Annotated in this window: 19 protein-coding genes and 1 tRNA gene; 11 read left to right on the top strand and 9 right to left on the bottom strand. The window is 65.0% G+C overall.

Annotated elements, in window-relative coordinates; genetic code table 11:
• Positions 1-27: 27 nt before the first annotated feature.
• From dapF to ftsY, 3 genes are read left to right on the top strand one after another with little or no spacing between them, the layout of a single operon-like run.
• Positions 28-882, top strand: coding sequence for a diaminopimelate epimerase (gene dapF, locus AB1781_04685; protein MEW5703867.1), 855 nt, complete (start codon positions 28-30; stop codon positions 880-882).
• The gene (gene mtaB / locus AB1781_04680; GenBank protein MEW5703866.1) at positions 879-2,126 is read left to right on the top strand and encodes a tRNA (N(6)-L-threonylcarbamoyladenosine(37)-C(2))-methylthiotransferase MtaB; all 1,248 of its coding nucleotides are present in this window, start codon (positions 879-881) and stop codon (positions 2,124-2,126) included. The genes dapF and mtaB overlap by 4 nt, the downstream gene beginning before the upstream one ends.
• 7 nt (positions 2,127-2,133) lie before the next feature.
• Positions 2,134-3,057, top strand: a complete 924-nt coding sequence (ftsY, locus tag AB1781_04675) for a signal recognition particle-docking protein FtsY (GenBank protein ID MEW5703865.1) — start codon at positions 2,134-2,136, stop codon at positions 3,055-3,057.
• A gap of 13 nt (positions 3,058-3,070) precedes the next feature.
• Here ftsY and AB1781_04670 read toward each other — a convergent pair whose 3' ends face one another.
• Positions 3,071-3,331: a hypothetical protein gene (locus AB1781_04670; GenBank protein ID MEW5703864.1), complete on the bottom strand. Its 261-nt coding sequence runs from the start codon at positions 3,329-3,331 to the stop codon at positions 3,071-3,073.
• 57 nt (positions 3,332-3,388) lie between these two features.
• A complete protein-coding gene (locus AB1781_04665; GenBank protein ID MEW5703863.1) occupies positions 3,389-4,678 on the bottom strand; it encodes a PQQ-dependent sugar dehydrogenase in 1,290 nt (429 codons plus the stop codon).
• Positions 4,679-4,878: 200 nt separating this feature from the next.
• Between AB1781_04665 and AB1781_04660 the strand changes: the two genes are divergently transcribed.
• Complete coding sequence (locus AB1781_04660; GenBank protein ID MEW5703862.1) at positions 4,879-6,006, top strand: DUF2336 domain-containing protein; 1,128 nt, start codon at positions 4,879-4,881, stop codon at positions 6,004-6,006.
• 71 nt (positions 6,007-6,077) lie between these two features.
• Complete coding sequence (locus tag AB1781_04655) at positions 6,078-8,015, top strand: ATP-binding protein (protein MEW5703861.1); 1,938 nt, start codon at positions 6,078-6,080, stop codon at positions 8,013-8,015.
• A gap of 3 nt (positions 8,016-8,018) precedes the next feature.
• On the opposite strand, the gene AB1781_04650 is transcribed toward AB1781_04655, so the two are convergent.
• Both AB1781_04650 and tkt read right to left on the bottom strand, forming a co-directional pair.
• Complete coding sequence (locus AB1781_04650) at positions 8,019-9,275, bottom strand: phosphoglycerate kinase (GenBank protein MEW5703860.1); 1,257 nt, start codon at positions 9,273-9,275, stop codon at positions 8,019-8,021.
• A gap of 27 nt (positions 9,276-9,302) precedes the next feature.
• Positions 9,303-11,339 (bottom strand): transketolase, encoded by a 2,037-nt coding sequence (gene tkt / locus AB1781_04645; GenBank protein MEW5703859.1) that lies wholly within the window; start codon positions 11,337-11,339, stop codon positions 9,303-9,305.
• A gap of 259 nt (positions 11,340-11,598) precedes the next feature.
• Here tkt and AB1781_04640 point away from each other — a divergent pair, with 259 nt between their 5' ends.
• A complete protein-coding gene (locus tag AB1781_04640; GenBank protein ID MEW5703858.1) occupies positions 11,599-12,852 on the top strand; it encodes an O-antigen ligase family protein in 1,254 nt (417 codons plus the stop codon).
• A gap of 71 nt (positions 12,853-12,923) precedes the next feature.
• Positions 12,924-13,796, top strand: a complete 873-nt coding sequence (locus tag AB1781_04635) for a class I SAM-dependent methyltransferase (protein MEW5703857.1) — start codon at positions 12,924-12,926, stop codon at positions 13,794-13,796.
• Here AB1781_04635 and AB1781_04630 read toward each other — a convergent pair.
• Positions 13,793-14,941, bottom strand: coding sequence for a glycosyltransferase family 4 protein (locus tag AB1781_04630; protein ID MEW5703856.1), 1,149 nt, complete (start codon positions 14,939-14,941; stop codon positions 13,793-13,795). The genes AB1781_04635 and AB1781_04630 overlap by 4 nt on opposite strands.
• 167 nt (positions 14,942-15,108) lie before the next feature.
• Here AB1781_04630 and AB1781_04625 point away from each other — a divergent pair, with 167 nt between their 5' ends.
• The 4 genes from AB1781_04625 (at position 15,109) to AB1781_04610 (ending at position 19,112) form a co-directional block, all read left to right on the top strand.
• Positions 15,109-16,320, top strand: coding sequence for a glycosyltransferase (locus AB1781_04625; protein MEW5703855.1), 1,212 nt, complete (start codon positions 15,109-15,111; stop codon positions 16,318-16,320).
• Between the two features lie 9 nt (positions 16,321-16,329).
• A complete protein-coding gene (asnB, locus tag AB1781_04620; GenBank protein ID MEW5703854.1) occupies positions 16,330-18,285 on the top strand; it encodes an asparagine synthase (glutamine-hydrolyzing) in 1,956 nt (651 codons plus the stop codon).
• A complete protein-coding gene (locus tag AB1781_04615) occupies positions 18,282-18,788 on the top strand; it encodes a histidine phosphatase family protein (GenBank protein ID MEW5703853.1) in 507 nt (168 codons plus the stop codon). The genes asnB and AB1781_04615 overlap by 4 nt, the downstream gene beginning before the upstream one ends.
• Positions 18,789-18,905: 117 nt before the next feature.
• A complete protein-coding gene (locus tag AB1781_04610) occupies positions 18,906-19,112 on the top strand; it encodes a hypothetical protein (protein MEW5703852.1) in 207 nt (68 codons plus the stop codon).
• 37 nt (positions 19,113-19,149) lie between these two features.
• Here AB1781_04610 and AB1781_04605 read toward each other — a convergent pair whose 3' ends face one another.
• From AB1781_04605 to AB1781_04590, 4 genes are all read right to left on the bottom strand, one after another.
• Positions 19,150-19,461 (bottom strand): hypothetical protein, encoded by a 312-nt coding sequence (locus AB1781_04605; protein MEW5703851.1) that lies wholly within the window; start codon positions 19,459-19,461, stop codon positions 19,150-19,152.
• 202 nt (positions 19,462-19,663) lie between these two features.
• A complete protein-coding gene (locus AB1781_04600) occupies positions 19,664-20,659 on the bottom strand; it encodes a formate transporter FocA (protein MEW5703850.1) in 996 nt (331 codons plus the stop codon).
• Between the two features lie 40 nt (positions 20,660-20,699).
• Positions 20,700-20,776 (bottom strand) — tRNA-Arg (locus AB1781_04595).
• A gap of 32 nt (positions 20,777-20,808) precedes the next feature.
• The gene (locus tag AB1781_04590) at positions 20,809-21,357 is read right to left on the bottom strand and encodes an acyloxyacyl hydrolase (protein ID MEW5703849.1); all 549 of its coding nucleotides are present in this window, start codon (positions 21,355-21,357) and stop codon (positions 20,809-20,811) included.
• Positions 21,358-21,418: the final 61 nt, after the last annotated feature.

Genomic DNA, 21,418 nt, shown 5'->3' with positions numbered 1-21,418 from the left:
CGCCATTTTTACGCCATATTAACGGGCATGACGGGGATCCTGTTTCGCAAGATGCATGGTGCTGGGAACGATTTCGTCGTCCTCGATGCGCGCACCGACCGGCGCGCGGCGAAGGCCTTCACGGCCCCCGGCGCGCGCGCCATCGCCGATCGCTGGACCGGGGTGGGCTGCGACCAGGTCGTGCTGATCGAACCGGCCCGGAACCCGGGGGCGGACGCCGTCATGCGCATCCGGAACGCCGATGGCGAGGAGGCCGAGGCGTGCGGTAACGCCGCGCGCTGCGTCGCCCGGTTGGTGATGACGGAGAAGGGGACCGATCGGTGCCGGCTGGAAACCCTGGCCGGCCCCATCGAAGCGATTCGCGAAGGCCCGGACCGCATCCGCGTCGACATGGGTCCGGCGAAAACGGATTGGCAGGCGATTCCCTTGAAGGGGCCGGCCGATACGCTCCACCTCGATCTGCGGGCCGGCACGCTGCGCGACGCGGTCGCCGTCAGCATGGGCAACCCGCACGCGGTTTTTTTCGTCGGGGACGCGGAAAAAGTGCCGCTCGCCGAGATCGGGCCGCGGCTTGAGAACGACGCCTGGTTCCCGGAACGCGCGAATATCGGCGTCGCCCAGATCCTCTCTGGAAACCGGCTTCGCCTTCGCGTCTGGGAGCGCGGCGCAGGCTTGACGCGCGCCTGCGGCAGCGGCGCCTGTGCCGCCGCCGTCGCCGCCAACCGCCGCGGGCTTTTGGGCAAGGAAGCGGAGGTCGTTCTCGACGGCGGCTCGCTGTTCGTGCGGATTCGCGAGGACGGCCACGTTCTGCTTTCCGGTCCGGCGGCCCTGAGTTTTTCGGGCGAGTTGCCGCTCGATCTCGTTACGGAGGCGGCGGCGTGAGGGAGCCCAGCGTCCTTACCTTCGGCTGCCGGCTCAACGCCTACGAATCGGAAGTCATCGAAGCCCACGCCCTTGCCGCTGGCGAGCGCGACACCGTCTATGTGAACACCTGCGCCGTCACCGCCGAAGCCGAGCGCCAGGCCCGCCAGGCGATCCGGCGTCTGCGCCGCGAACGGCCCGGCGCGCGCATCGTCGTCACCGGCTGCGCCGCTCAGATTTCGCCGGAAGTTTACGCGCGGATGCCGGAGGTGACTCGCGTTCTCGGCAACGCCGAGAAGCTCAGGCCGGAAAGTTACGGCGTCGAAAACGCCGAACGCGTCGCCGTTAACGACATCCTTTCCGTGCGCGAGACGGCCGGCCACCTGGTGGAAGGCCTCGAGGGCCGGGCGCGGGCCTTTTTGCAGGTGCAGAACGGCTGCGACCATCGCTGCACGTTCTGCATCATTCCCTTCGGCCGCGGCCACAGCCGGAGCGTGCCCTTGGGCGCTCTCGTCGCTTCGGCGCAGAAGCTCGTCGCGAACGGCTACCGGGAAATCGCGCTGACCGGCGTTGACCTCACGGCCTATGGGGCGGACCTGCCGGGGAAGCCCACGCTCGGCGCCACGCTGCGTCGCTTGTTCAAGCTTGTGCCGGAGCTTCCCCGTCTCCGGCTTTCCTCGATCGACCCGGCGGAGGCGGACGAAGAGCTGATGGCGCTTTTGGCGGACGAACCCCGCCTCATGCCGCACCTGCACTTAAGCCTGCAGTCCGGCAACAACCTCGTGCTGAAGCGCATGAAGCGGCGGCATTCGCGAGAAGACGCCGTGCGGTTCTGCGAACGCGCGCGGGGGCTGCGCAAGGACATCGTCTTCGGCGCCGATCTCATCGCGGGGTTTCCGACGGAAACCGATGCGATGTTCGAGGATACGCTCTGCCTGGTTCCCGAATGCGGGCTTACCTATCTCCACGTCTTTCCCTATTCCGCGCGCGCCAAGACGCCGGCCGCCCGCATGCCGCAACTGCCGGTCGCGGTCCGCAAGGCCCGCGCGGCGCGCTTGCGCGAAGCAGGGGCTGCGGCCAGGCAGCACTTTTTCGAGGCTTGCGTCGGCAAGGACGCCGATCTTCTGATCGAGCGGCCTTTGCTCGGGCGGAGCGCCCAGTACGCACCCGTTCGTCTGGACCGCGAGGCCCGGCCCGGCGCCATCGTCTCCGCCCGGATCGTTGGCGCCGAGGGCGACGCCCTTCAGGGCCGTCTCTCCGGGTAGCGACGCGATGGCCGAAGCGACAAGCTGGCTTCGCCGCCTGCGCGGCGGCCTTCGGAAATCCTCGACCAAACTCGCCGATGGCATTCGCGGCATCTTCACCGACCGCAAGCTCGACGCGGCGAAGCTGGAGGAACTCGAAGAGCTTCTCATCGGCGCCGATTTGGGCGTCGGCACGGCGGCGGCGCTGGTCGCGGAACTGAAAGCCGTCTCGAGGCCCGAGGATGCCGGTCCCGATCCGATCCGCGAACGCTTGGCCGAAGCCATCGAACGGCTGCTGGAACCGGTGGCCAGAACCCTTGTTCTCGACACCGACAAGAAGCCCTTCGTCGTCCTCGTCGTTGGGGTCAACGGCGGCGGCAAGACGACGACGATCGGCAAGCTCGCCAAACAGTTTCGCGACGCCGGGAAGACGGTTTTGCTGGCGGCCGGCGACACGTTCCGCGCCGCCGCCGTGGCCCAGCTCGAACACTGGGGCAAGCGTGCCGGCGTTCCCGTTCTTTCGAAAGAGGAAGGGGCGGACGCGTCGGGGCTTGCCTACGATGCGCTGGAACGCGCGGCGCGGGAAAAATTCGACGTTCTGCTCATTGACACCGCCGGGCGGCTTCAAAACAAGATCGCCCTCATGGCGGAGTTGCAGAAAATGGTGCGCGCGCTGAAAAAGCGCGACCCGGAAGCCCCCCACGCCACCCTTCTCGTGCTCGACGCCAATGTCGGCCAGAACGCCCATTCCCAGGTCGAGACTTTCCGCGACATGGTGGCGGTGGACGGCCTCATCGTGACGAAGCTCGACGGCACGGCGCGCGGTGGCGTCGTCGTGGCGCTTGCCCAGCGCTTCGGCCTCCCCGTTTATGCGGTGGGCGTCGGCGAGGCGGTCGAGGACCTCCACCCCTTCGAGGCCAAGAGCTTCGCCCGCAACCTTTTGGGGCTGTAGGCCGGCTGAAAAATCAGGCGAGAATATCGAGGAGGCTGCCGCGCGGCAGATCGCGGGTGGGGCCGGTGTGGGCGCGCGCCAGGGCCGTCTCGGTCCGGAGGGCGGCTGCGGAAGGCGGCGGCTGGCGCGGCTTGGCCCGGTCCGAGGAAGCTTCCGCCTGGCGGGTGGCCAGCACGCGTTGCGCCGCCTGGACGGCTGGCGAACCCTCGCTTTTCGGCGGAACCGGCTGGGCGGCAAGCGCCTGGAGAAGCGTCGGAATCGACGAAACGTTCATCGCTGGACCTTAATTTAAGCCGAAGGGAAAGCTAGGGACGGCCCCTTTAAAAAAACGTTAAGGCGTAGGCTTGCCCTCTTGCGCGTTACCCGCATAGCTCACCCGCCAGATGCGATTTCCCACGTCGTCGGCAATCAGCAGGCTGCCGTCGGGAAGTTCGGCCAAGCCGGCCGGCCGGCCCCACACCTCGGCGCGCCCGGGCGCGCCGTCTCCGTCCAAGCGGAAGCCGGTCACGAAGGGCTCGTACCAACCTTGCGGGCGGCCCTCGGCGAAGGGGACGCGGACGACCATGTAGCCTTGCGGGCGGCTCGCGTTCCACGAGCCGTGCAGGGCCACGAAGGCGTCTCCGCGAAAGCGTTTGGGGAACTGCGCGCCCGCATAGAAAAGGAGTCCCAAGGGGGCGGAGTGCGCGCGGAAAAGCAGGTCGGGCTTTTTCGTCTTCGCGACGCGGTCGGGGTCAAGCTCGGCGAAGCGCGGCTCCGGGTTGGGGCCGAGATAGGCGTAAGGCCAGCCGTAGAAATCGCCGCCCTCGACGCGGGCGAGGTAATCCGGCACCAGTTCGTCGCCAAGCCCGTCGCGCTCGTTGACGACCGTATAAAGGTCCGCCGTCTCCGGGTAGAAGGCGATGCCGACCGGGTTGCGCAGACCGCTCGCGAAGGTTTTTCCCGCGCCCCCCGCGATTGGAAATTCGCGGATCGTCGCCCGGGGCTCCGGTTCTTCGGCCAGATTGCCGCGCGAGCCGATGGCGACGAAAAGCCGCGTGCCGTCCGGGTGGATGGCCAGGTTGCGGGTCCAATGGCCGCCACTCGTGCCCAGCGCGCCGGGTGGCGTCAAGGGCTCGGCCTTGCCTTGGGTGGCGCCGGGCCGGTGCGCCGCCCGCCAAAGGCGCGCCGTGTCGGCGAGGTAAAGGACGCCGTCCCGGAAGGCGAGGCCGTGTGGGCTGCGCAGCCCCTCGAGATAGGCGCTTCGAAACTCCGCCTGGCCATCGCCGTCGCGGTCGGCAAGAAGGGTGACGCGGCCGGCGGAAGGCTCGGCCACGAAGACCTCGCCTTCCGGCGTCACGCAAAGCCAGCGCGCGTGCGAAAGGCCCTCGGCGAAGAGGGTGACGCGAAAGCCTTCCGGCACGCGAAGCTCGGCCGTTGCCGGTCGCGGAATCGTAAGCGGCGGGTTGGTGAAGCTTTTTCCCGCGTAAGGGGGCGGCAGGTTTTCGAGACGAACCTCGATCCGCGCTCCGAGCTCGGCCGTTTGTCCGGGGCCGGCGGCGAAGGCAAGCCACAGGAAACAAAAGCCCAAGAGAAAGCCAAGAACGCCTATGCCGGCGATCGCGCGATTCGTTCCGCGCGTCATGGGATTAACCATTTTTGCTAAAAATTTTCTCGTCATTTAAGCAGAATTCCGCAGCCGAAGTAAGAAATGGGCAACCATCTTCCGGCTAGGATTGCCGCAAGGTGCGTAAGAGGGGATCAATCGAAGGCGGAAGGGGCGCTTGGCAAAGCGCCGGCTCGAAGGGGCCGGCCTTCGTTTCTGTGGCAACCGGGATGCGAGGCATGAAAGACAGAGAGATTGAGACACTTCTCAGTCTGGCGCGCGACAAATCCAGCGCCGGTAGGGAGCGTCTGGTCAATACGATCAGCGATCTCTTCATGGTGGAAGATAACGGGCTGACCGACCGCGAGCGCGCGCTGATGACGGACATCCTCAACCAGTTGGTTCAGGACGTCGAGACGGCCGTCCGCCGCCACCTTTCGGAACGGCTCTCGATTCTGCCGAACGCGCCGCGCGAATTGATTCTGACCCTTGCCAACGACGAAATCGCCGTCGCCCGCCCGGTTCTTCTGAAAAGCGAAATTCTTCACGACATCGATCTTATCGAAGTCATCCAGCACCGCACGATGGAGCACCATCTCGCCATCGCCATGCGGAAGAACGTCAGCGAAGCCGTCTCGGACGCCCTTGTCGAGACGGGCAACACGGATGTCATCAAAACCCTTCTCGAAAACGCCGAGGCCAAAATCGCGCAAGGCACGAAGGAATATCTCGTCGAACAGTCGCGCAAGGTGAATACTTACCGCGAGCCCCTCATCCAGCGGAAGGATCTGTCGCCGGCGCTTGCCGAGAAGATGTACTGGTGGGTGTCGGCCGCCTTGCGGCAGGAGCTTGCCGCCAAATTCGAAATCGATATCACCGTTCTCGACGATCAAATCGAATCCTCGGTGCGGGGCCTGCTGGCGGAAGAAGACCAGGGGGCGCCCAAGCCGAAGAAGAAAGAAGACCCCGCCGCGCGGCTTGCGCAGGAAGTCGAGGTCACGCCGGAGCTTCTGATCCGCGTTCTCCGCCAGGGCGAGATCACGCTGTTCGCGGCGCTGTTCGCGAAATACACGAGCCTTTCCGCCAAGCTGGTGCGGCGGCTTCTGTTCGAGCCGGGCGGCGAGGGCCTGGCGATCGCCTGCAAGGCCGAGGCGATCCCCAAGCAGGCCTTCGCCTCGATTTTCCTGCTGAGCCGCAAGGCAAGGCCCGGCGAGCACATAATTGACCCCGGCGAACTTTCAAAGATTCTCGCCTTTTACGAGCGAATGGACTCAGAGGCGGCGGCAAAGGTCACGAAACAGTGGCAGCGCGATCCAGAATACCTTTATGCTATAAAGCGGCTGGATGCGGCGGAGGATAACTCCTAGGGGGAGACGTAAACTCAAGAACCCTCGCGCCGGAGCCAAGGTTTCGCGTCAAGGGGGGCATCGAGAAAATCTTGCAATACAAAGGGGCGAAACCCGTTTATCTGCAGGCTATCGGCGCGGCCGGAGGCGAGAAAGCCGCGGCGCGGAGTCTCGATGCGATCCGAACGCTTGCGGCAACGCCGTTCCTCGAATCGACGAACCCCGTTTACCTGGCGGATCTCGACGGCGACCTTCTTTACGCGAACGAGGCCTTCGAGAATCTGAAGGCGGGGGATGCGCCGCCTTTCTCGCTGGCCGATATCGTGGCGGCCGTTCGGCGGGAAGGCGATGCCGTTCAGCACGCCTTTACGCTGCGCATGGGCGCCCATAGCGAGGAATTCCATTCGCGCCACTTTCCGGTGCGCGACGGCGAGGGGAAGCTCGCCGCCGTTGCGGGCGTCGTGCAGAAGGCCAGCTATGGCGCGGGTCTTCGCAAGCAGCTGACGCGCGAGCGCGAGCGCTTCGAGGATCTGGCTCGGCTCGTCTCCGACTGGCTGTGGGAGACCGACGAAAACTTTTGCTTCACCTACGCGTCCGACCGCGTCTTCGACCTGATCGGCGTGTTGTCCCGCGAACTGGAAGGGCGAAATCTCTTCGCCTTCGGACAGTTTAAGGCGATCGGCGAAGGCGTTGACCGGCCAGGTCCTCATATGCGCTCGCCCTTTCGGGAAGAGCTGTATGAGGTGGACCTTCCGGAAGGGGGAAAACGGACGTTTCGCCTGAGCGGTCTTCCCATCTTCGACGATGCAACGGGCCGGTTTCGCGGTTACCGCGGAACGGCCGAGGACGTCACGAACGAAACGCTTGCCTGGTCCCGGGCGGTCGAATCCCGCATCCAGCTCATGGAGGCGATCGAGAGTATCGAGGATGCGTTCGCCATTTTTGATGCTTCCGAGAAGCTGGCTCTTTGCAACTCGCCTTTCCGCGCGGTTTTTCTGGAAGGAACCGCGCTTGCCGATTCGAACGCCACGCTCGACGACATCCTTCGCGTCGGTGTCGAGACAGGGCGCATCCTCGCTCCCGGACAGGACCCGGCTTGGCTCACGGATCAGCTCGCCTACCTCCGTCGGGAAAAAAGTTTCGTCGAGATGGCGCTAAAGGGCGGGCGTTGGGTCAAGTTTACGCTCGAAAGGGTCACCGGCGGCGGGACGATCGGCTTCTTTTCCGACATCACGGTGCTGAAGGAACGCGAGGCCGTGCTGCAAGCGGCAAAGGAAGTGGCCGAGGCCGCCAACCAGACGAAGTCGGACTTTCTCGCCAACATGAGTCACGAGCTGCGCACGCCGCTAAACGCGGTCATCGGCTTCTCGGAAATCATGCAACACGAATTGATGGGGCCGCTTGGCAGCGACGGCTACCGCGAGTACGCGAAGGATATCTTCGAAAGCGCCCGTCACCTGCTCGGCATCATCAACAATATCCTCGACGTTTCGAAGGCTGAGGCCGGCGGGCTCGATGTCGAAGAGCAGCTTCTCGATCTTCAACAGGTGATGGAAGCGGCGATCCGCCTGGTTCGTCAGAAAGCCATGGAAGGCAGTCTCGATCTCACATGGGAAGTGGCGCCGGACCTGCCGCGGTTCCGGGCCGACGGGATCAAGGTGAAGCAGATTTTGCTGAACCTGCTTTCGAACGCGATCAAATTCACGCCGAAGGGCGGCGCCGTCACCGTCGAGATCTGGCGCAGCCCGAATGGCGGCCTGCTGATCAGCGTCAAGGACAACGGCATCGGCATCGCGGCGGAAGATATTCCGAAGGCGTTGGCCCCGTTTGGGCAGGTCGACAGCTCCTTGAGCCGCCGCTATCCGGGAACCGGCCTCGGCCTGCCGCTCACGAAGAAGCTCGTCGAGTTGCACGGCGGCACGCTGACCCTGGCCAGCGCCCCGGATCAGGGAACGAAGGTGACGCTGTGGTTCCCGCCCGAGCGTTTCGAGGTCCAGGATATGCCGCCGCCGGCGGCGAACGCCCTTTAGTCTTCAGTCTTTCTTGCGTGAGGTGACTTGCCGACCCGGAGGCGGGGCAAGGGCCGTGATCCCCGGCAGCGTCTTGCCGCCGAGCCAGTCCAGGAAGGCGCCGCCCGCCGTCGAGATATAAGAGAAAGCGGTATCCAGCCCCGCCCGGTGCAGGGCGGCGATGGTGTCGCCGCCGCCACCGACGGAAAGCAAGTTTCCGGCCTGCGTGAGACGGGCCGCCTCCTTCGCCGCCGCCACCGTCGCCCGGTCGAAAGGCGGGGTTTCGAAGGCGCCGAGCGGGCCGTTCCATACCAGCGTCTTGGCCGCCCGCAAATTTTCCATGAGCCGGGCCACCGTCTGCGGACCGACATCGAGGATCATGCGGTCCGTCGGCATGGCCGAAACCGGCACCGTCTCCGTCGCGATCCCTTCCCGCAGTTCCTTCGCCACGACGACGTCCTCCGGCAACAGAATCCGGCAGCCATTGGCCGCCGCCCGCGCCAGGATCGCCGCCGCCGTCTTCACCATGTCCGGCTCGGCCAGCGATCTTCCGATCGGCAGCTCTTGCGCAAGCAGGAAGGTGTTCGCCATCGCGCCGCCGATCGCAAGACTGTCCATCTTGCCAACGAGATGGTCGAGAACATCGAGCTTGGTTGAAACCTTGGCGCCGCCGACGATGGCCATAATCGGCCGCTTGGGACGTGTGAGCAGCCGTTCGAGGGTTGTGAGTTCTTCCTCCAGCAGCGGACCGGCGGCGGCAGGCATCTCCTTCGCCAGCCGCTCGACGGAAGCGTGCGCGCGGTGGGAACAGGAAAAAGCGTCGTTCACATATAGTTCGCCCAAGGCGGCAAGCTGGCCGGCGAAGTCGGCGGCGTTCGCCTCCTCGCCGGGGTGGAAGCGAAGGTTTTCGAGCAGCGCGATCTGGCCTGCCTCGAGCCCGGCTACGGTGCCCGCCGCGACATCCCCGACGCAGTCCTCGGCGAAGGCCACCTTTCGTCCGAGGCCAGCCTCCAGGGGGGCAACGATGGGGCGGAGCGAAAGCTCCGGCACCGCCCTGCCTTTCGGCCGGCCAAGATGGGAAAGCAGGACGACCTTCGCTCCGCGTTCGGTCAGCGTTCGGATGGTCGGCAGCACGCGCGCGATGCGAAGCGTGTCCGTAACCTTGCCGTCGCGGATGGGCACGTTGAGATCAACGCGCAGCAGCACGCGTTTTCCCCGGACGTTGAAGTCGTCGATCGTGTGAAAGATTGCCGCGGTTTCCATCGTCTCAGGAATATTCATCGTCTCAGGAATAAACGGGCGAGGTGATCAGGCTAGCCGCCGCCGGACCGCCTCGACCACCGCTTCGGCCGTGATTCCGAAATGGGCATAGAGGTCCTTCGCCGGCGCCGAGGCGCCAAAGCCGGCCATGCCGATGAAGATGCCGTCGGCGCCGAGGTAACGCTCCCAGCCGAAGGCAACGGCTGCCTCGATGCCGACGCGAAGGGTGCCAGGGCCTAGGACCTCCTCGCGGTAATCGGCGCCCTGTTCCTCGAACAATTCCCAGCACGGCATCGAAACGACACGGGTCGGAACGCCTTCTTCCTCTAGCCTTCCGCAGGCTTCCAGCGCCAGCCCCACTTCGGAGCCGGTGGCGAGCAGCGTCACGCGGGTCTTGGCCTTCGGCGCGCCAAGCACGTAAGCCCCCTTCGCCGAAAGATTTGTCCGCGAGGGCGTCGTGCGAAGGGCGGCAAGTCCCTGGCGGCTCAGCGCCAGCACGCTTGGGCGTCGCCGCTGGGCGATGGCGAGCGCCCAGCATTCGGCCGTCTCCACGGCATCGGCCGGGCGGAAGACGTTGAGGTTCGGCATTGCCCGCAAGGCTGCCAAATGCTCGACCGGCTGGTGCGTCGGCCCATCCTCGCCAAGCCCGATCGAGTCGTGGGTCATCACGTAAACGACGCCCTGGCCCATCAGCGCGGAAAGCCGAAGCGCCGGCCGGCAATAATCCGTGAAGACAAGGAAGCTGCCGCCATAGGGAATCGCGCCGCCATGCAGCGCAAGCCCGTTCATGGCCGCCGCCATGCCGTGCTCACGCACCCCGTAGTGGAGATAGGTGCCGCCGTAATCGTCCGCCGTGAGCGGCTTTTGGGTGGCGGTCTGGGTGTTGTTCGAGCCGGTCAGGTCGGCGGAACCGCCGATCAATTCAGGCAAGGTCTCGGTCAGCGCCTCGAGCGCCTTCTGGGAGGCCTGCCGGCTGGCGAGCTTCGGCTTTTCCGACAGCCATTTTGCCTTGAGGCGCTCAAGCGGCGCTTCCCAGTTCACCGGCAACGCGCCGGCCAGCCTGCGATCGAACTCGGACCGTAAGTCCGCCGCCATATGCGCGTGCCTTTTTTCCCAGGCCAGGCGCGCCTCCTTGCCGCGTTCCCCGATGGCGCGCCAGGCGGCCAGAATCGCTTCCGGCACGACGAAGGGTGGCGCCTTCCAGCCAAGCGCCTTCCGCGCGCCGGCTACTTCTTCGGCGCCCAAGGGCGCGCCGTGGGTGGCGGCGGTGCCGGCCTTGGTCGGCGCGCCGTAGCCGATCGTCGTCCGGCAGGCGATGAGGGAAGGCTTCGCGGACAGCCGGGCGCTTGCGATAGCCTTGGCGATGGCGTCCGGATCGTGGCCGTCGATGCGGGCGCCATCCCAGCCGGCCGCCTCGAAACGCCTCAAGGCATCCTCGGAAAGGGTGAGCGAAGTCGGCCCGTCGATCGAGATGTGGTTGTCGTCGAAAAGGACGATCAATTTGCGGAGCCGCAAGTGCCCCGCCAGCGAGATCGCCTCGTGGCTGATCCCTTCCATCAGGCAGCCGTCGCCGGCGATGACGTAGGTGTAGTGATCGACAGCGTCCTCGCCGAAGCAAGCGGCGAGGTGGCGTTCGGCGATTGCCATGCCGACGGCGCTCCCCAATCCCTGGCCCAGGGGCCCTGTCGTCGTCTCGATGCCTTGCGCGTGGCCGTATTCCGGGTGGCCGGGGGTGCGGCTTCCCAGTTGACGGAAATTCTCAAGCGCCTCAATCGGCATGTCCGGGTAGCCGGTGAGGTAGCAAAGCGCATAGAGCAGCATCGAACCGTGGCCGGCCGAGAGCACCAGCCGGTCGCGGTCCGGCCAGGCTGGCCAGGCCGGGTCGAATTTCAGGAATTGTCCATAGAGGACGGTCGCCGCGTCGGCCATTCCCATCGGCATGCCGGGGTGGCCGGACTGGGCCTTCTCCACGGCGTCCATCGTCAGCGCCCGGATGGCGTTGGCGAGGTCCCGGTGGGTGGGTGCCCCGCTTGCGGTCGGAGGGGTGGATGGGTGGGAGACGGGGGTGAACAAGTTTGCGGCCATCGGAGATTTCCGGTCACGGGGCTTGCCGGCTTCGACAGTGCGGATCGCTCGGCCGGCGGCGTCACGGGCGAAGATGGAGATGGGTCTATAACAGATCGCGGCCGGCTGTGGGAGGGCGTTTTCCGTAAAATCCAATGGGTCGGAGGAAACCGGTTTTTCCCGCTTTTTTCGTCCCTCCGGCCAAGGGTGCGATAAAGGATGCGATGCGGTATAAGTCTAGCCGACCGAAGCCAATCTTTCCACGCGTGTTCACGGCGCCATGTTCCCACCAGACGGCGGCAATTCCACGGGCAAAGGGGCCGTACCCAAGCTTTCGCAAAGCAGGGTGGACGGCTTCTGGTTGCTCCTGGGCCTAAGCTTTCTCGCCATCTGGCCGTTTCCGGTCGGCCCGGACGGCGCCCCGGTCAGCCTTTCCCTCTATGACCTGTTCTTGCCGCTGGTTTTTCTTTTCGCGGCGGCGCGGGGCTGGGTTAGCTGGCCCGGGCGCACAACGGTCCTGCTCTTTCTGACGCCGGTGTTGCTCATCGTCCTCCATTCGGTGGCGATGGTGGCGTTCGCAAGCGGCGTCCACCTTCCCTCGCTGGCGTTCGGCACTCTGAAAACGGCGGCTTTCTTCCTCGACATCGGCATGCTTGCCCTTCTGCTGCAGGGGGCGGGGCGGCGGCCTTCCCTCGGGCTTCTCCTCTTCCTCGTCTTCGGCGCTTCCGTTCAAGCCCTCGGCATGCAGTACCTGGAAGTGCACATCACGCAATGGGTAACCTACGAGACGATCTACGCCGCGACCATCACGGGGCTGCTTTTGCTCCTGTTCGCTTCGGCCGAGATGCGGCAGAAACCGATGAATTTCTTGAAGACTCTTGTTCTTTCCGCGTGGGCTTTTGCCGTCGTTTTCCTGCTCTATGCGAAGATATTCACGTTGGTTGCCTTCCTGCTTGTTGCGCTTTTTCTGCTTTTGCAGTTCCGCAGGCTTGAACCTGGCCGGAGAAGGTGGCTTGCCGTCGGCGTTGGCGCGTTTGCCGCGCTTGCCGCTTTCTTTGTTTTTGCGCTCATCGACATCAAGCTGGGCTTGGGCAGGGTCTCGATCTACACAATGCCTTGGCAAGAGATTCAAAAGTCCTTCGACTTGCGCCTGGAGTTGTGGACGCCGGCGTGGCGGTTCGCCGTCGAAAGCTTTCCGTGGGGGATCGGGGTCAACCAGTTCGGCCCCGCCCTGCAGAGGGCTGCGAACGCGCAAGCCTTGGTTATCGGCGGCGGCAACGTCCACAACGTTCCCCTTCAGCTTCTGACCGAGCTTGGGGCGCTGGGGATAGGCATCGGCGGCGCGCTTCTTGCCCTGGTTGGCTTTGCCGCGCGGCGGTTCGATGGGTATCGCCGGGCGATGCTGGGTGTCTATATCCTGCTGCCGATGCTGCTGCACGGCGTCCTGGGCTTGCGCGTTTTCCACGTCGTTCTGGCCTATGGCCTGGCCCGGACGCTGGCGGCGGCGGCCAAGCGGAAAACCCCGGACATTTGACGCGCTATCTCTGCCCGGCCGGCGCTACGATGGCGCTACGATGGGCGTATAGGTTGGGAATGTGAAAGGCCATGTCGGAAACCCCACGCTGCTTCCTTGCCAAGCCCCTGCCGCCGGTCGTCGAATGGCGCGCCGCCGAACGGCTGCTGTCGCTGCCGCCCGGCCGCAAAGTATTGCGTTGCGGAGATATCGCCTGGCTTTACCCGACGCCGACGCTTGAGGAATGCGAGGCGCTCTATACAGGTAATTACCACACGGCGCGCTTGGCGGCTGCCTCGCTCCGCCGGGTAGAGGGCGACATGCTCCGCTATTTCGGCCACCGGATGACGCGCGTTGTCCGGCATTTGGGCCGCCGGCCGGAAAGCTTGCTCGATATCGGGGCGGCCAACGGCCTTGCCGTCCGCGCCGCTCGGGAGGCGGGCATTGCGGCCGATGGGATCGAGCTTTCCGGGGAGGCCTGCGAGGCGGCGCGGCGGGAGCACGGGATCGCTTTGATCAAGGGCGACCTCGTCCGCGACGCGCTGCCGCTGCGGCCGCGTTACGACGTCGTTCACATGAATCACGTGCTCGAACATCTGGCGGAACCGCTTACCTATCTCGACCGCATCCGCACGCTTTTGCTGCCGGACGGGCTGCTCGTCGTCGAAGTGCCGCAGCAGTTCATCAACCCGATCGATCTTCTGTACCGGGCGGCGGGGTTGCGGCGGCGCTATGGGCTGGAATCCATCCACCACCCGTATTTCTACACGGTCGCAAGCCTCTGCCGGCTTATGGAGAAGGGCGGCTTCCGGGTCGAGCGCCTGGCGACCTGGCTTCCGGACCAGGCCTTCCACCTTTCGAACCGGCTGGTGACGAAGCCTTTGCAGGGTTTGCTTTGGGTCGCCGATCGCCTTGCCCGGCGCGGCCATGTCATCGAGGTTTTCGCGCGGCCCGTATCGGACTAGCGCGCGCGTGCCAGAAGTTCGCGGTAGAGCGCCATCGTCTGGGTGACGACGAGACGCTCGGAAAACGTCGCCTCGATGAAGCGCCTTCCCTTCTCGCCCATGGCCCGCCGCAGGGCCTCGTCGCCGGCCAGGTGGGCGAGCGCCCCGGCCAGGGCTTCCACCTCACCCGGCGGGACCAGAAGGCCGGTCTCGTCCGGACGCACGACTTCCCGGCAGCCGGGCGCGTCCGTTGTCACGACGGGGCGTCCGCAGGCCGCCGCTTCGAGAAGCGATTTCGGCACGCCTTCGCCATAGGAAGGCAGAACCGCGATATGGGCTTCCCGCCAGATGCGTCGGACGTCCACCTCGAAGCCGCGCCATTCGACGATTCCTTCGGCGGTCCACGCCTCGAGCTGCGCCCGCGGGATCGAGGTCGGGTTGTCCGGGTCGGGCATCCCATAGAGAAGAACGCGCACCCGTTTATCGCGGCGGGCCAAGAGGCGGGCCGCCGCGATCAGGTCGTAAACGCCTTTCACGGCCAGCATGCGGGCGACCATGGCGACGCCGATCGAGGCGCCGGGCGGTTCCGGAAGGGGTTGAAAGTGGGTCGTGTCGACGCCGGAGCCGGGAATGACCATCATGCGTTCCGGTTTGATGCCGGCCGTTTCCTGAAGGGCTCGCCGATCGTCCGGGTTTTGCAGAACGACCTTTCCGTTCACGCGGTTCAACAGGAAGCGCAAGGCGAAGCGGACAAACGGACGAAGCGCGCGCGCCCGCAGATTCGACGAGGCGAAGACAAAGCCCAGCCCCGCCAACGCGTTGACGGCGGTCAGCCCGCCGCACAGCCAGGCGGCGAACGAGCCGTAGAGCACCGGCTTCATGGCCACGTGGTGGACGAGGTCCGGCCGTTCGCGTCGGTATAGGCGAACAAGCTCGGCCAAGGCGGCGACCTCGCGAAACGGGTTGAAACTGCGCCGGCGAAGACCGATCGGGAGAAGGCGGAAGCCCTCGGCGCGAATCGCCTCGGCGCGGTCCGAAACCCGTGTGGCGACAACGACCTCCATGCCGGCGTCGCGCGCGGCGCGGGCGATGGGCAGGCGGTGCGAGCAGAAGTACCAGTCTTCGGTGACCAGAAAGAGAATCTTTGCTTTTCGGGGGTCGGACATATGTTACTTTTCTGCGTTCTCCGACCGGCGCATGCCTTGGCCGGTCTTTCTTTTAAGGCGTGGCGGGCGACACTTTCTCATTCTACCGGTAAACGCCGTTTGGCGGCGTCCGGAAGTTTACGGAAACGGGGAATAAAAATCGGTCCGGCGCCGCTTGCATTTGGAAGATGAAAAGAACCCTCCTCATCGTGGTCGGAGATTTGGACGTCGGGGGCACGGCGCAACATCTTACCCAAGTTCTTCCCCGTCTCAATCGCGATGGCTTCCAGGTCCTTGTGTATGCCCTGACCCACAAGGGTGTCCTCGCCCCGAAACTGGAAGCCGCGGGCGTTCCCGTCCTAGAGCCGTGGGGCGGGTCGGTCGTTCGGCGCCTTCTGCCGCGGGCGGTTGGGTACGCCTTGCTCCTGCCTTTGACGGCCGTCCGCCTGACGCTGCTCATGCGGAGACGGAAGCCGGACATCGCGCATTTTTTTCTTCCGATGGCTTACCTGGTCGGCGGCCTTTGCGCGCTTGTGGCGCGCGTTCCTTGCCGGGCCATGAGCCGGCGAAACCTCGCGACCTATCAGTTGAAGCACCCTCTTCTCGCGCGGCTGGAACGGCGGCTGCACCGGCACGTGCGGATGGCGGTGGGCAACTCGAAGGCGGTCGTCGCGCAGCTTCGCCTGGAAGGTATCCCGGAAGAAAAACTCGGCCTGATTTATAACGGGCTCGACCTTTCCGCCGTCGTCACCGCCACGAAAAAAACGACGCGCAAGGCGCTTCTTTCCGCCTATCGGATCGGAGAAGAAACGCTCGTGCTGATCCTGGTTGCGAACCTGATTTACTATAAGGGGCATACGGGTCTTCTGCGGGCCCTTGGGCGGGTGCGCGAGCAATTGCCGCGCGAGTGGGTGCTTTTGTGCGTGGGCAGGGACGACGGCATTGGCGAGGCGCTGGCGGAAGTGGCTCGCGAGAACCGCCTTGCGCGACACGTGCACTGGCTGGGCCCGAGATCGGACGTCGCCGCACTTCTGGCGCTTTCCGACATCGGGCTTCTCTGCTCGGATCAGGAAGGATTTTCGAACAGCCTGCTCGAAAGCATGGCGGCGGGGCTTCCGATGGTTGTGACGAATGTCGGCGGCAATGCCGAGGCCGTGGTTGACGGCGAAACCGGCTTCGTCGTGCCGCAGCAGGATGCCGGACGCCTGGGGGGGGCGATCCTCCGGCTGGCCGGTGACGCGGCGCTTCGCCGCCGGATGGGGCAAGCGGGCCAGGCCCGGGTCGCCCGCCGCTTCACCCTGGAGGCCTGCGCGCAGGCCTATGCCGGGCTTTACGAACGCCTTCTCGCCGATGGGGTAGCGCCTTCCCGTGCGCGCGCCACCCGCGGGCGGCCGAGCTAGGCGGCGGCCATGTGCGGCATTGCAGGTTTCGTCGATCTTGCCCGGGGCACGCCGCCCGAACGCCTGGCGGCGATTGTAAGGCGGATGATGCTAACCCTTCGCCACCGCGGTCCCGACGACGACGGCGCCTGGATCGACCCCGGTGCCGGGATTGCTTTCGGCCATCGCAGACTCGCCATTCTCGATCTTTCGCCCGCCGGTCATCAGCCGATGGAATCGCGCGGCGGCCGTTACGTCCTTTCCTACAACGGCGAGGTCTATAATTTTCCCGAACTTCGCAAGGAATTGATCGCCCGCGGGGTCGGCTTTCGCGGCCATTGCGATACGGAAGTCATACTCGAAGCCATCGCGGCCTGGGGTCTGGACGCCACGCTTACCCGCCTCAACGGCATGTTTGCGTTAGCGCTTTGGGATCGCGAGGACCGCGTTCTCACTCTCGTTCGCGACCGGCTGGGCATCAAGCCGCTTTACTGGGCAAAACAGGGGGATCTCTTTCTGTTTGCTTCGGAGCTGAAGGCGCTTCACGCGCATCCTTCCTTCCGGGCCGAGGTGAATCGCGACGCGCTTACGGCCTTTCTTCGCCACAACTACATCCCCGCTCCCTACAGTATCTACCGCGACACCTTCAAGCTGGAGCCGGGCAAGATGCTGACGCTGCGGTTGGGAAGGGAGCCGGCAGTTTCCACCTGGTGGAACTTGCGGGAAGTCGCCGGCCAGGGCGTGCGTTCGCCCAATTCGGTCGGCGAGGAGGAAGCGGTCGATGCGCTCGATCGTCTGCTTCGCGACGCGGTGAAGCAGCAGATGATCGCGGACGTACCCCTCGGCGCCTTCCTTTCCGGCGGCATCGATTCCTCGACCGTGACGGCGCTCATGCAGGCGCAAAGCGAACGGCCGGTGCGCACCTTCACGATCGGCTTTCACGAGGAAGCCTACAACGAAGCGGCGGACGCCAGGAAAGTCGCCGTCCATCTGGGGACCGAGCACACGGAACTTTACGTCGCGCCCAAGGACGCGCTCGAGGTCATTCCGAAGCTTCCCCTAATCTATGACGAGCCGTTCGCCGATTCCTCGCAGGTGCCCACTTTCCTGATCTCGGAGCTTACCCGCAAGCACGTGACGGTCGCCCTTTCCGGCGACGGCGGCGACGAGCTTTTTGCCGGCTACAACCGTTACTTCTGGGCCGAACGGTTGTGGCGGAAACTTTCGCTTTTGCCGAAGTCCATGCGCCTTTTGGCGGCGGCCATGATCCGCGCCACCCCGCCCGCCGCCTGGGACCGTCTTTTCGGCTGGGCGCCTTCCGGCCTGCGCGTGCGCCAAGCCGGCGACAAGCTGCATAAGCTGGCCGGGTTGCTGGCCCTTCCCGACGCCGAGGCGCTTTACCTGGGATTGCTGACCCATTGGGAGGACCCGGCCGCCGTCGTCTTGGCAGGCAGCGAGCCCGCCGGCATCCTCCGGGATAGAAGCGTTGCGCAAACCTTTCCGGACTTCACGGACCGCATGCAGTTCCTGGACGCCGTCACCTACCTGCCGGACGACATCCTGACCAAAGTGGACCGCGCCAGCATGCGGGTGGGGCTTGAGGCGCGGGTGCCGCTGCTTGACCACCGCGTCGTCGAATTCGCCTGGCGGCTGCCGCGGGAGATGAAGGTGCGGAACGGCCAGGGGAAGTGGCTTCTCCGCCAGGTTCTCGACCGCTACGTTCCGCAGGCGTTGACCGGGCGGCCGAAGATGGGCTTCGGCGTGCCGATCGATGCGTGGCTCCGCGGCCCCTTGCGGGACTGGGCGGAAGCCCTGCTGGATGTGCACCGCCTGCGCGAGGAAGGTTTTCTCGACCCTGCGCCCATCCGCGCGAAATGGGCGGAACATCTGAGCGGCAAGCGCAATTGGCAGTACTTGCTTTGGGACGTGCTTATGTTTCAAGCCTGGCTCGAACAGGAGAGTGGCAACCGTGGGCGGGGCTTATGAGAACGAAGACGCTTTACCTGCTTCGCCACGGCGAGGCGGAAACGGCGGCGGCATTCATCGATTTCGACCGCCCGTTGAGCGCCCGGGGACGTCGGGACGCCATGCGCATGGGCGCCCATCTGGCGCAGAAGATCCCGAGGCCCGAGTTTGTCCTATGCTCGGCTGCCCGCCGCGCCGTCGAAACCTGGCGGCAATTCCATATCGGGCTCGAGGCCGAGGTCCCGGTCCGCTTCCGGAAATCGCTCTACCTGGCCGGCCCAAATCGGATTCTGAAACGGCTGGCGCGGCTGCCGGCAAGGATGGACTGCGTCCTCGTCGTCGGTCACAACCCTGGTTTCCGGCGGCTCGCTTGCCGGCTGGTCGGCCGGGGCGACGGCGCCGCCCTGTCGCGCCTTAAGGAGGATTTCCCGCCCGCCGGTCTTGCCGCCATCCGCTTTCAGGCGGAAAGTTGGGAACGGGTCGCAGACGGGGAGGGAGAGCTTGCCTGCTTTGCCTGGCCTTAAGGAAACGGCTTCCTTCCTGGAATTTCGCGACCCCGGCCACGCTTCGTCACCCCCCTTGGGTATGGGGGTAGGATGGGCTAAGCTTTTGCGAGGGCTACCTTGAGAAGGAGCGTTCAGATGACGAAAAACACAAAGATGGGGCTTGGGCTGATCTTCCTCGGTCTGCTCGTCAACAATTTCAGTTTTCTCTACGACGTCCTTTTGAACACCAGCGACGGCTGGATCTTCCTGGGCTGGAAGGCCCAGCTTGGCGTGGCCGTCGGTGCGCTTGCCGTGCTGGTCGGTCTTGGCCTGATCTGTCGGGGTGCGCGGAAAGCCGGTTAACGGTGCTGTCCGTTCGTACGCGTGGCGGGACGTTTCGTCACTCGCCCGAACTCGTCCGCGGAACGCCGTAAGCTTCGAGGCATTGGTCATAGGCCTGGTTGAAGGCTTGTTGCACCCGCCCGCCGAGATCCGTGCCGGTGTTTTTTTCCCGTCGCGCCTCCCGTACGTAACGGAGTTTCTCGGCTTGCGCCTTCTCCTTGCAATAGGCGGCGGCCTGGCTTCGATAGTTTTCTTTCTCCGATGTCGCTTCGGTGGATCCGCAGGCGAGAAGCAGGGAAAGCGCGAGCAGCAGGCTCCCGCCGCCAAAAATTTTTCCGGCAATGGATAAACGTTTCATACGATCCGTCATGGTAGCGCACCCCCTCCCATGGGTCGCCGCGCGCCGGAGGCCCCTGTTCTTCTGATCCGCCGCGCGCCTGTCGGGTCGGGATTAGGGTTTTGGGCCGCTTCTGTCAACCCGCGCGCCGAGGGCAAACCCCAATCCCCGACGGCTTGCTTTTCGCAAGCGGGGTCGTTCGGCGGCGTAAGGCGGAAAAACGCCGGTTTCGCCTTTAAGGCTTTTCCGACAATTCGATAGCGTCGCTCGCCGGAAACGTCTCCTGCAACGCCTCGTCGAGCTTCGCATCGAGAAGGCGTTTGTCTTTTCGCGGCGGGGCCGTTGATTTCCGAAGGTAGACGAACCAGTAGACCAGGCCGACCAGAAGGCCGCCGCCGATCACGTTGCCGATCGTGACCGGCACCAGGTTTGCGGCCATCGTCGCGATGCCGAGGCTTGGGTAATGGGCGGACCCCGCCGGAAGCAATGCCCAGAACGCCTCGCCCGCCCCCCATTTCACGAGCAGCGCATAAGGCAGGACATACATGTTGGCGACGGAATGCTCGAAGCCGGCCGCGACGAAGGCGGTGATCGGAAAGAGAATCGCCAATATCTTGCCGGACGCCGTGCGGGCGGCGTAGGTAAGCCAGATGGCCAGGCAGACGAGCACGTTGCAGAGCACGCCGAGGAAAAGCGCTTCCTCGAACGAAAGCGCCACCTTTGCCGCGGCAAGGTTGAGGGCCGTCCTGCCCACCGCCCCGTTGTGCAAGGCGTGCTGGCCGGAAAGGAAAACGAGAACGGCCGTGCCGATGCCGCCCGCGAAATTGCCCGCGTAAACGATGCCCCAGGCGCGCAGGAGTTCAAGCGTCGAGATTTTCCTTCCCGCCCAGGCCATCACCATCAGGTTATTGCCGGTAAAAAGCTCGGCCCCGCCGACGACGACGAGAATAAGACCGAGGCAGAAAACGACACCCATCAGAAGCCGCTCGACGCCGAAGGGCAGCGCCGCCGCATCGGTGCCGACGACGGTCGAGAACATGGCGCCAAGCGCGATGAAGGCGCCGGCGAGCACGGCGAGAACGAACAGCCGGACGGTGTCGAGGCGCGCTTTCGTTGCACCCACATGCTCGGCCTTTTCGGCCATTTCCTGCGGCAGCAGAAGGTCGAAGGCGGGGTTTCCGCCGGCCTTTCCGTCGTCCGGCGAGCCGGGGCTGTTCGAGGATGCGCGCATACCAAAATGCTTAAAGCAGAAAAACGCCGGCTTGGAAAGCTGGTGTCCCCGGCGGGATTCGAACCCACGACCCCGAGATTAGGAATCTCGTGCTCTATCCTGCTGAGCTACGGGGACTTGTGGCGTCTCGGCCTCTCCGCCATGGCTTCCTACCGGTGCCGGGCGAACCAGTCGACCGGTATGGCGTAATACAGCACGACCGCTTCCTCGCCCGGGTTACGGTTGCCGACGCCGGCGTTCGAAAGATGGAACAGCCCGGCGCCGATCCGCGAACGGTCGTCCAGCCGGTAGGCAATCTCGATGCCGGAACGGAATTCCAGCGCGCTGCCCAGGTCCTTGCCGCTGCCTTTCTCGAAGGCGCCGAACGCGGTGCTCGGCGTCAGCACCCAGCGCCGCCCGAAGAAAAGATCGAGCCGGAGACCCGCGTAGCCGTATACGGCGCCCTTGATCGACGTCATCAGTCCGCCATAGGGCTTGAAGATCCAAAGCCTGCGGTTCGAGCGGTATTCGAAGTTGAATTGCGCCGTCGTGTTGCCGCGGTCGATGACGTCGAAGATGCCGGCGCCGAAGGCGATGAAGTCGGGCTCGTTGTCGACGACCTCGAAAAGCTGGGCTTCCGCCCGGCCGGCGGCAAGCGAGACAAGGCCGGCCACGCAACATACGAGGCCCAGCCGGCGGAAAAAAGCGCGAGGGAACATACGGGTTCCTTCCCCAAAGAAACGGTTTTCGGGATTGTTTCGGGAAGCGGCTCGCCGCGCA

This window comes from Pseudomonadota bacterium (assembly GCA_040752895.1).
In the GTDB taxonomy this organism is placed as follows: Bacteria; Pseudomonadota; Alphaproteobacteria.
The sequence above is the reverse complement of the archived record's forward strand: the minus strand, read 5'-3'. Positions and strand labels throughout refer to the sequence as shown.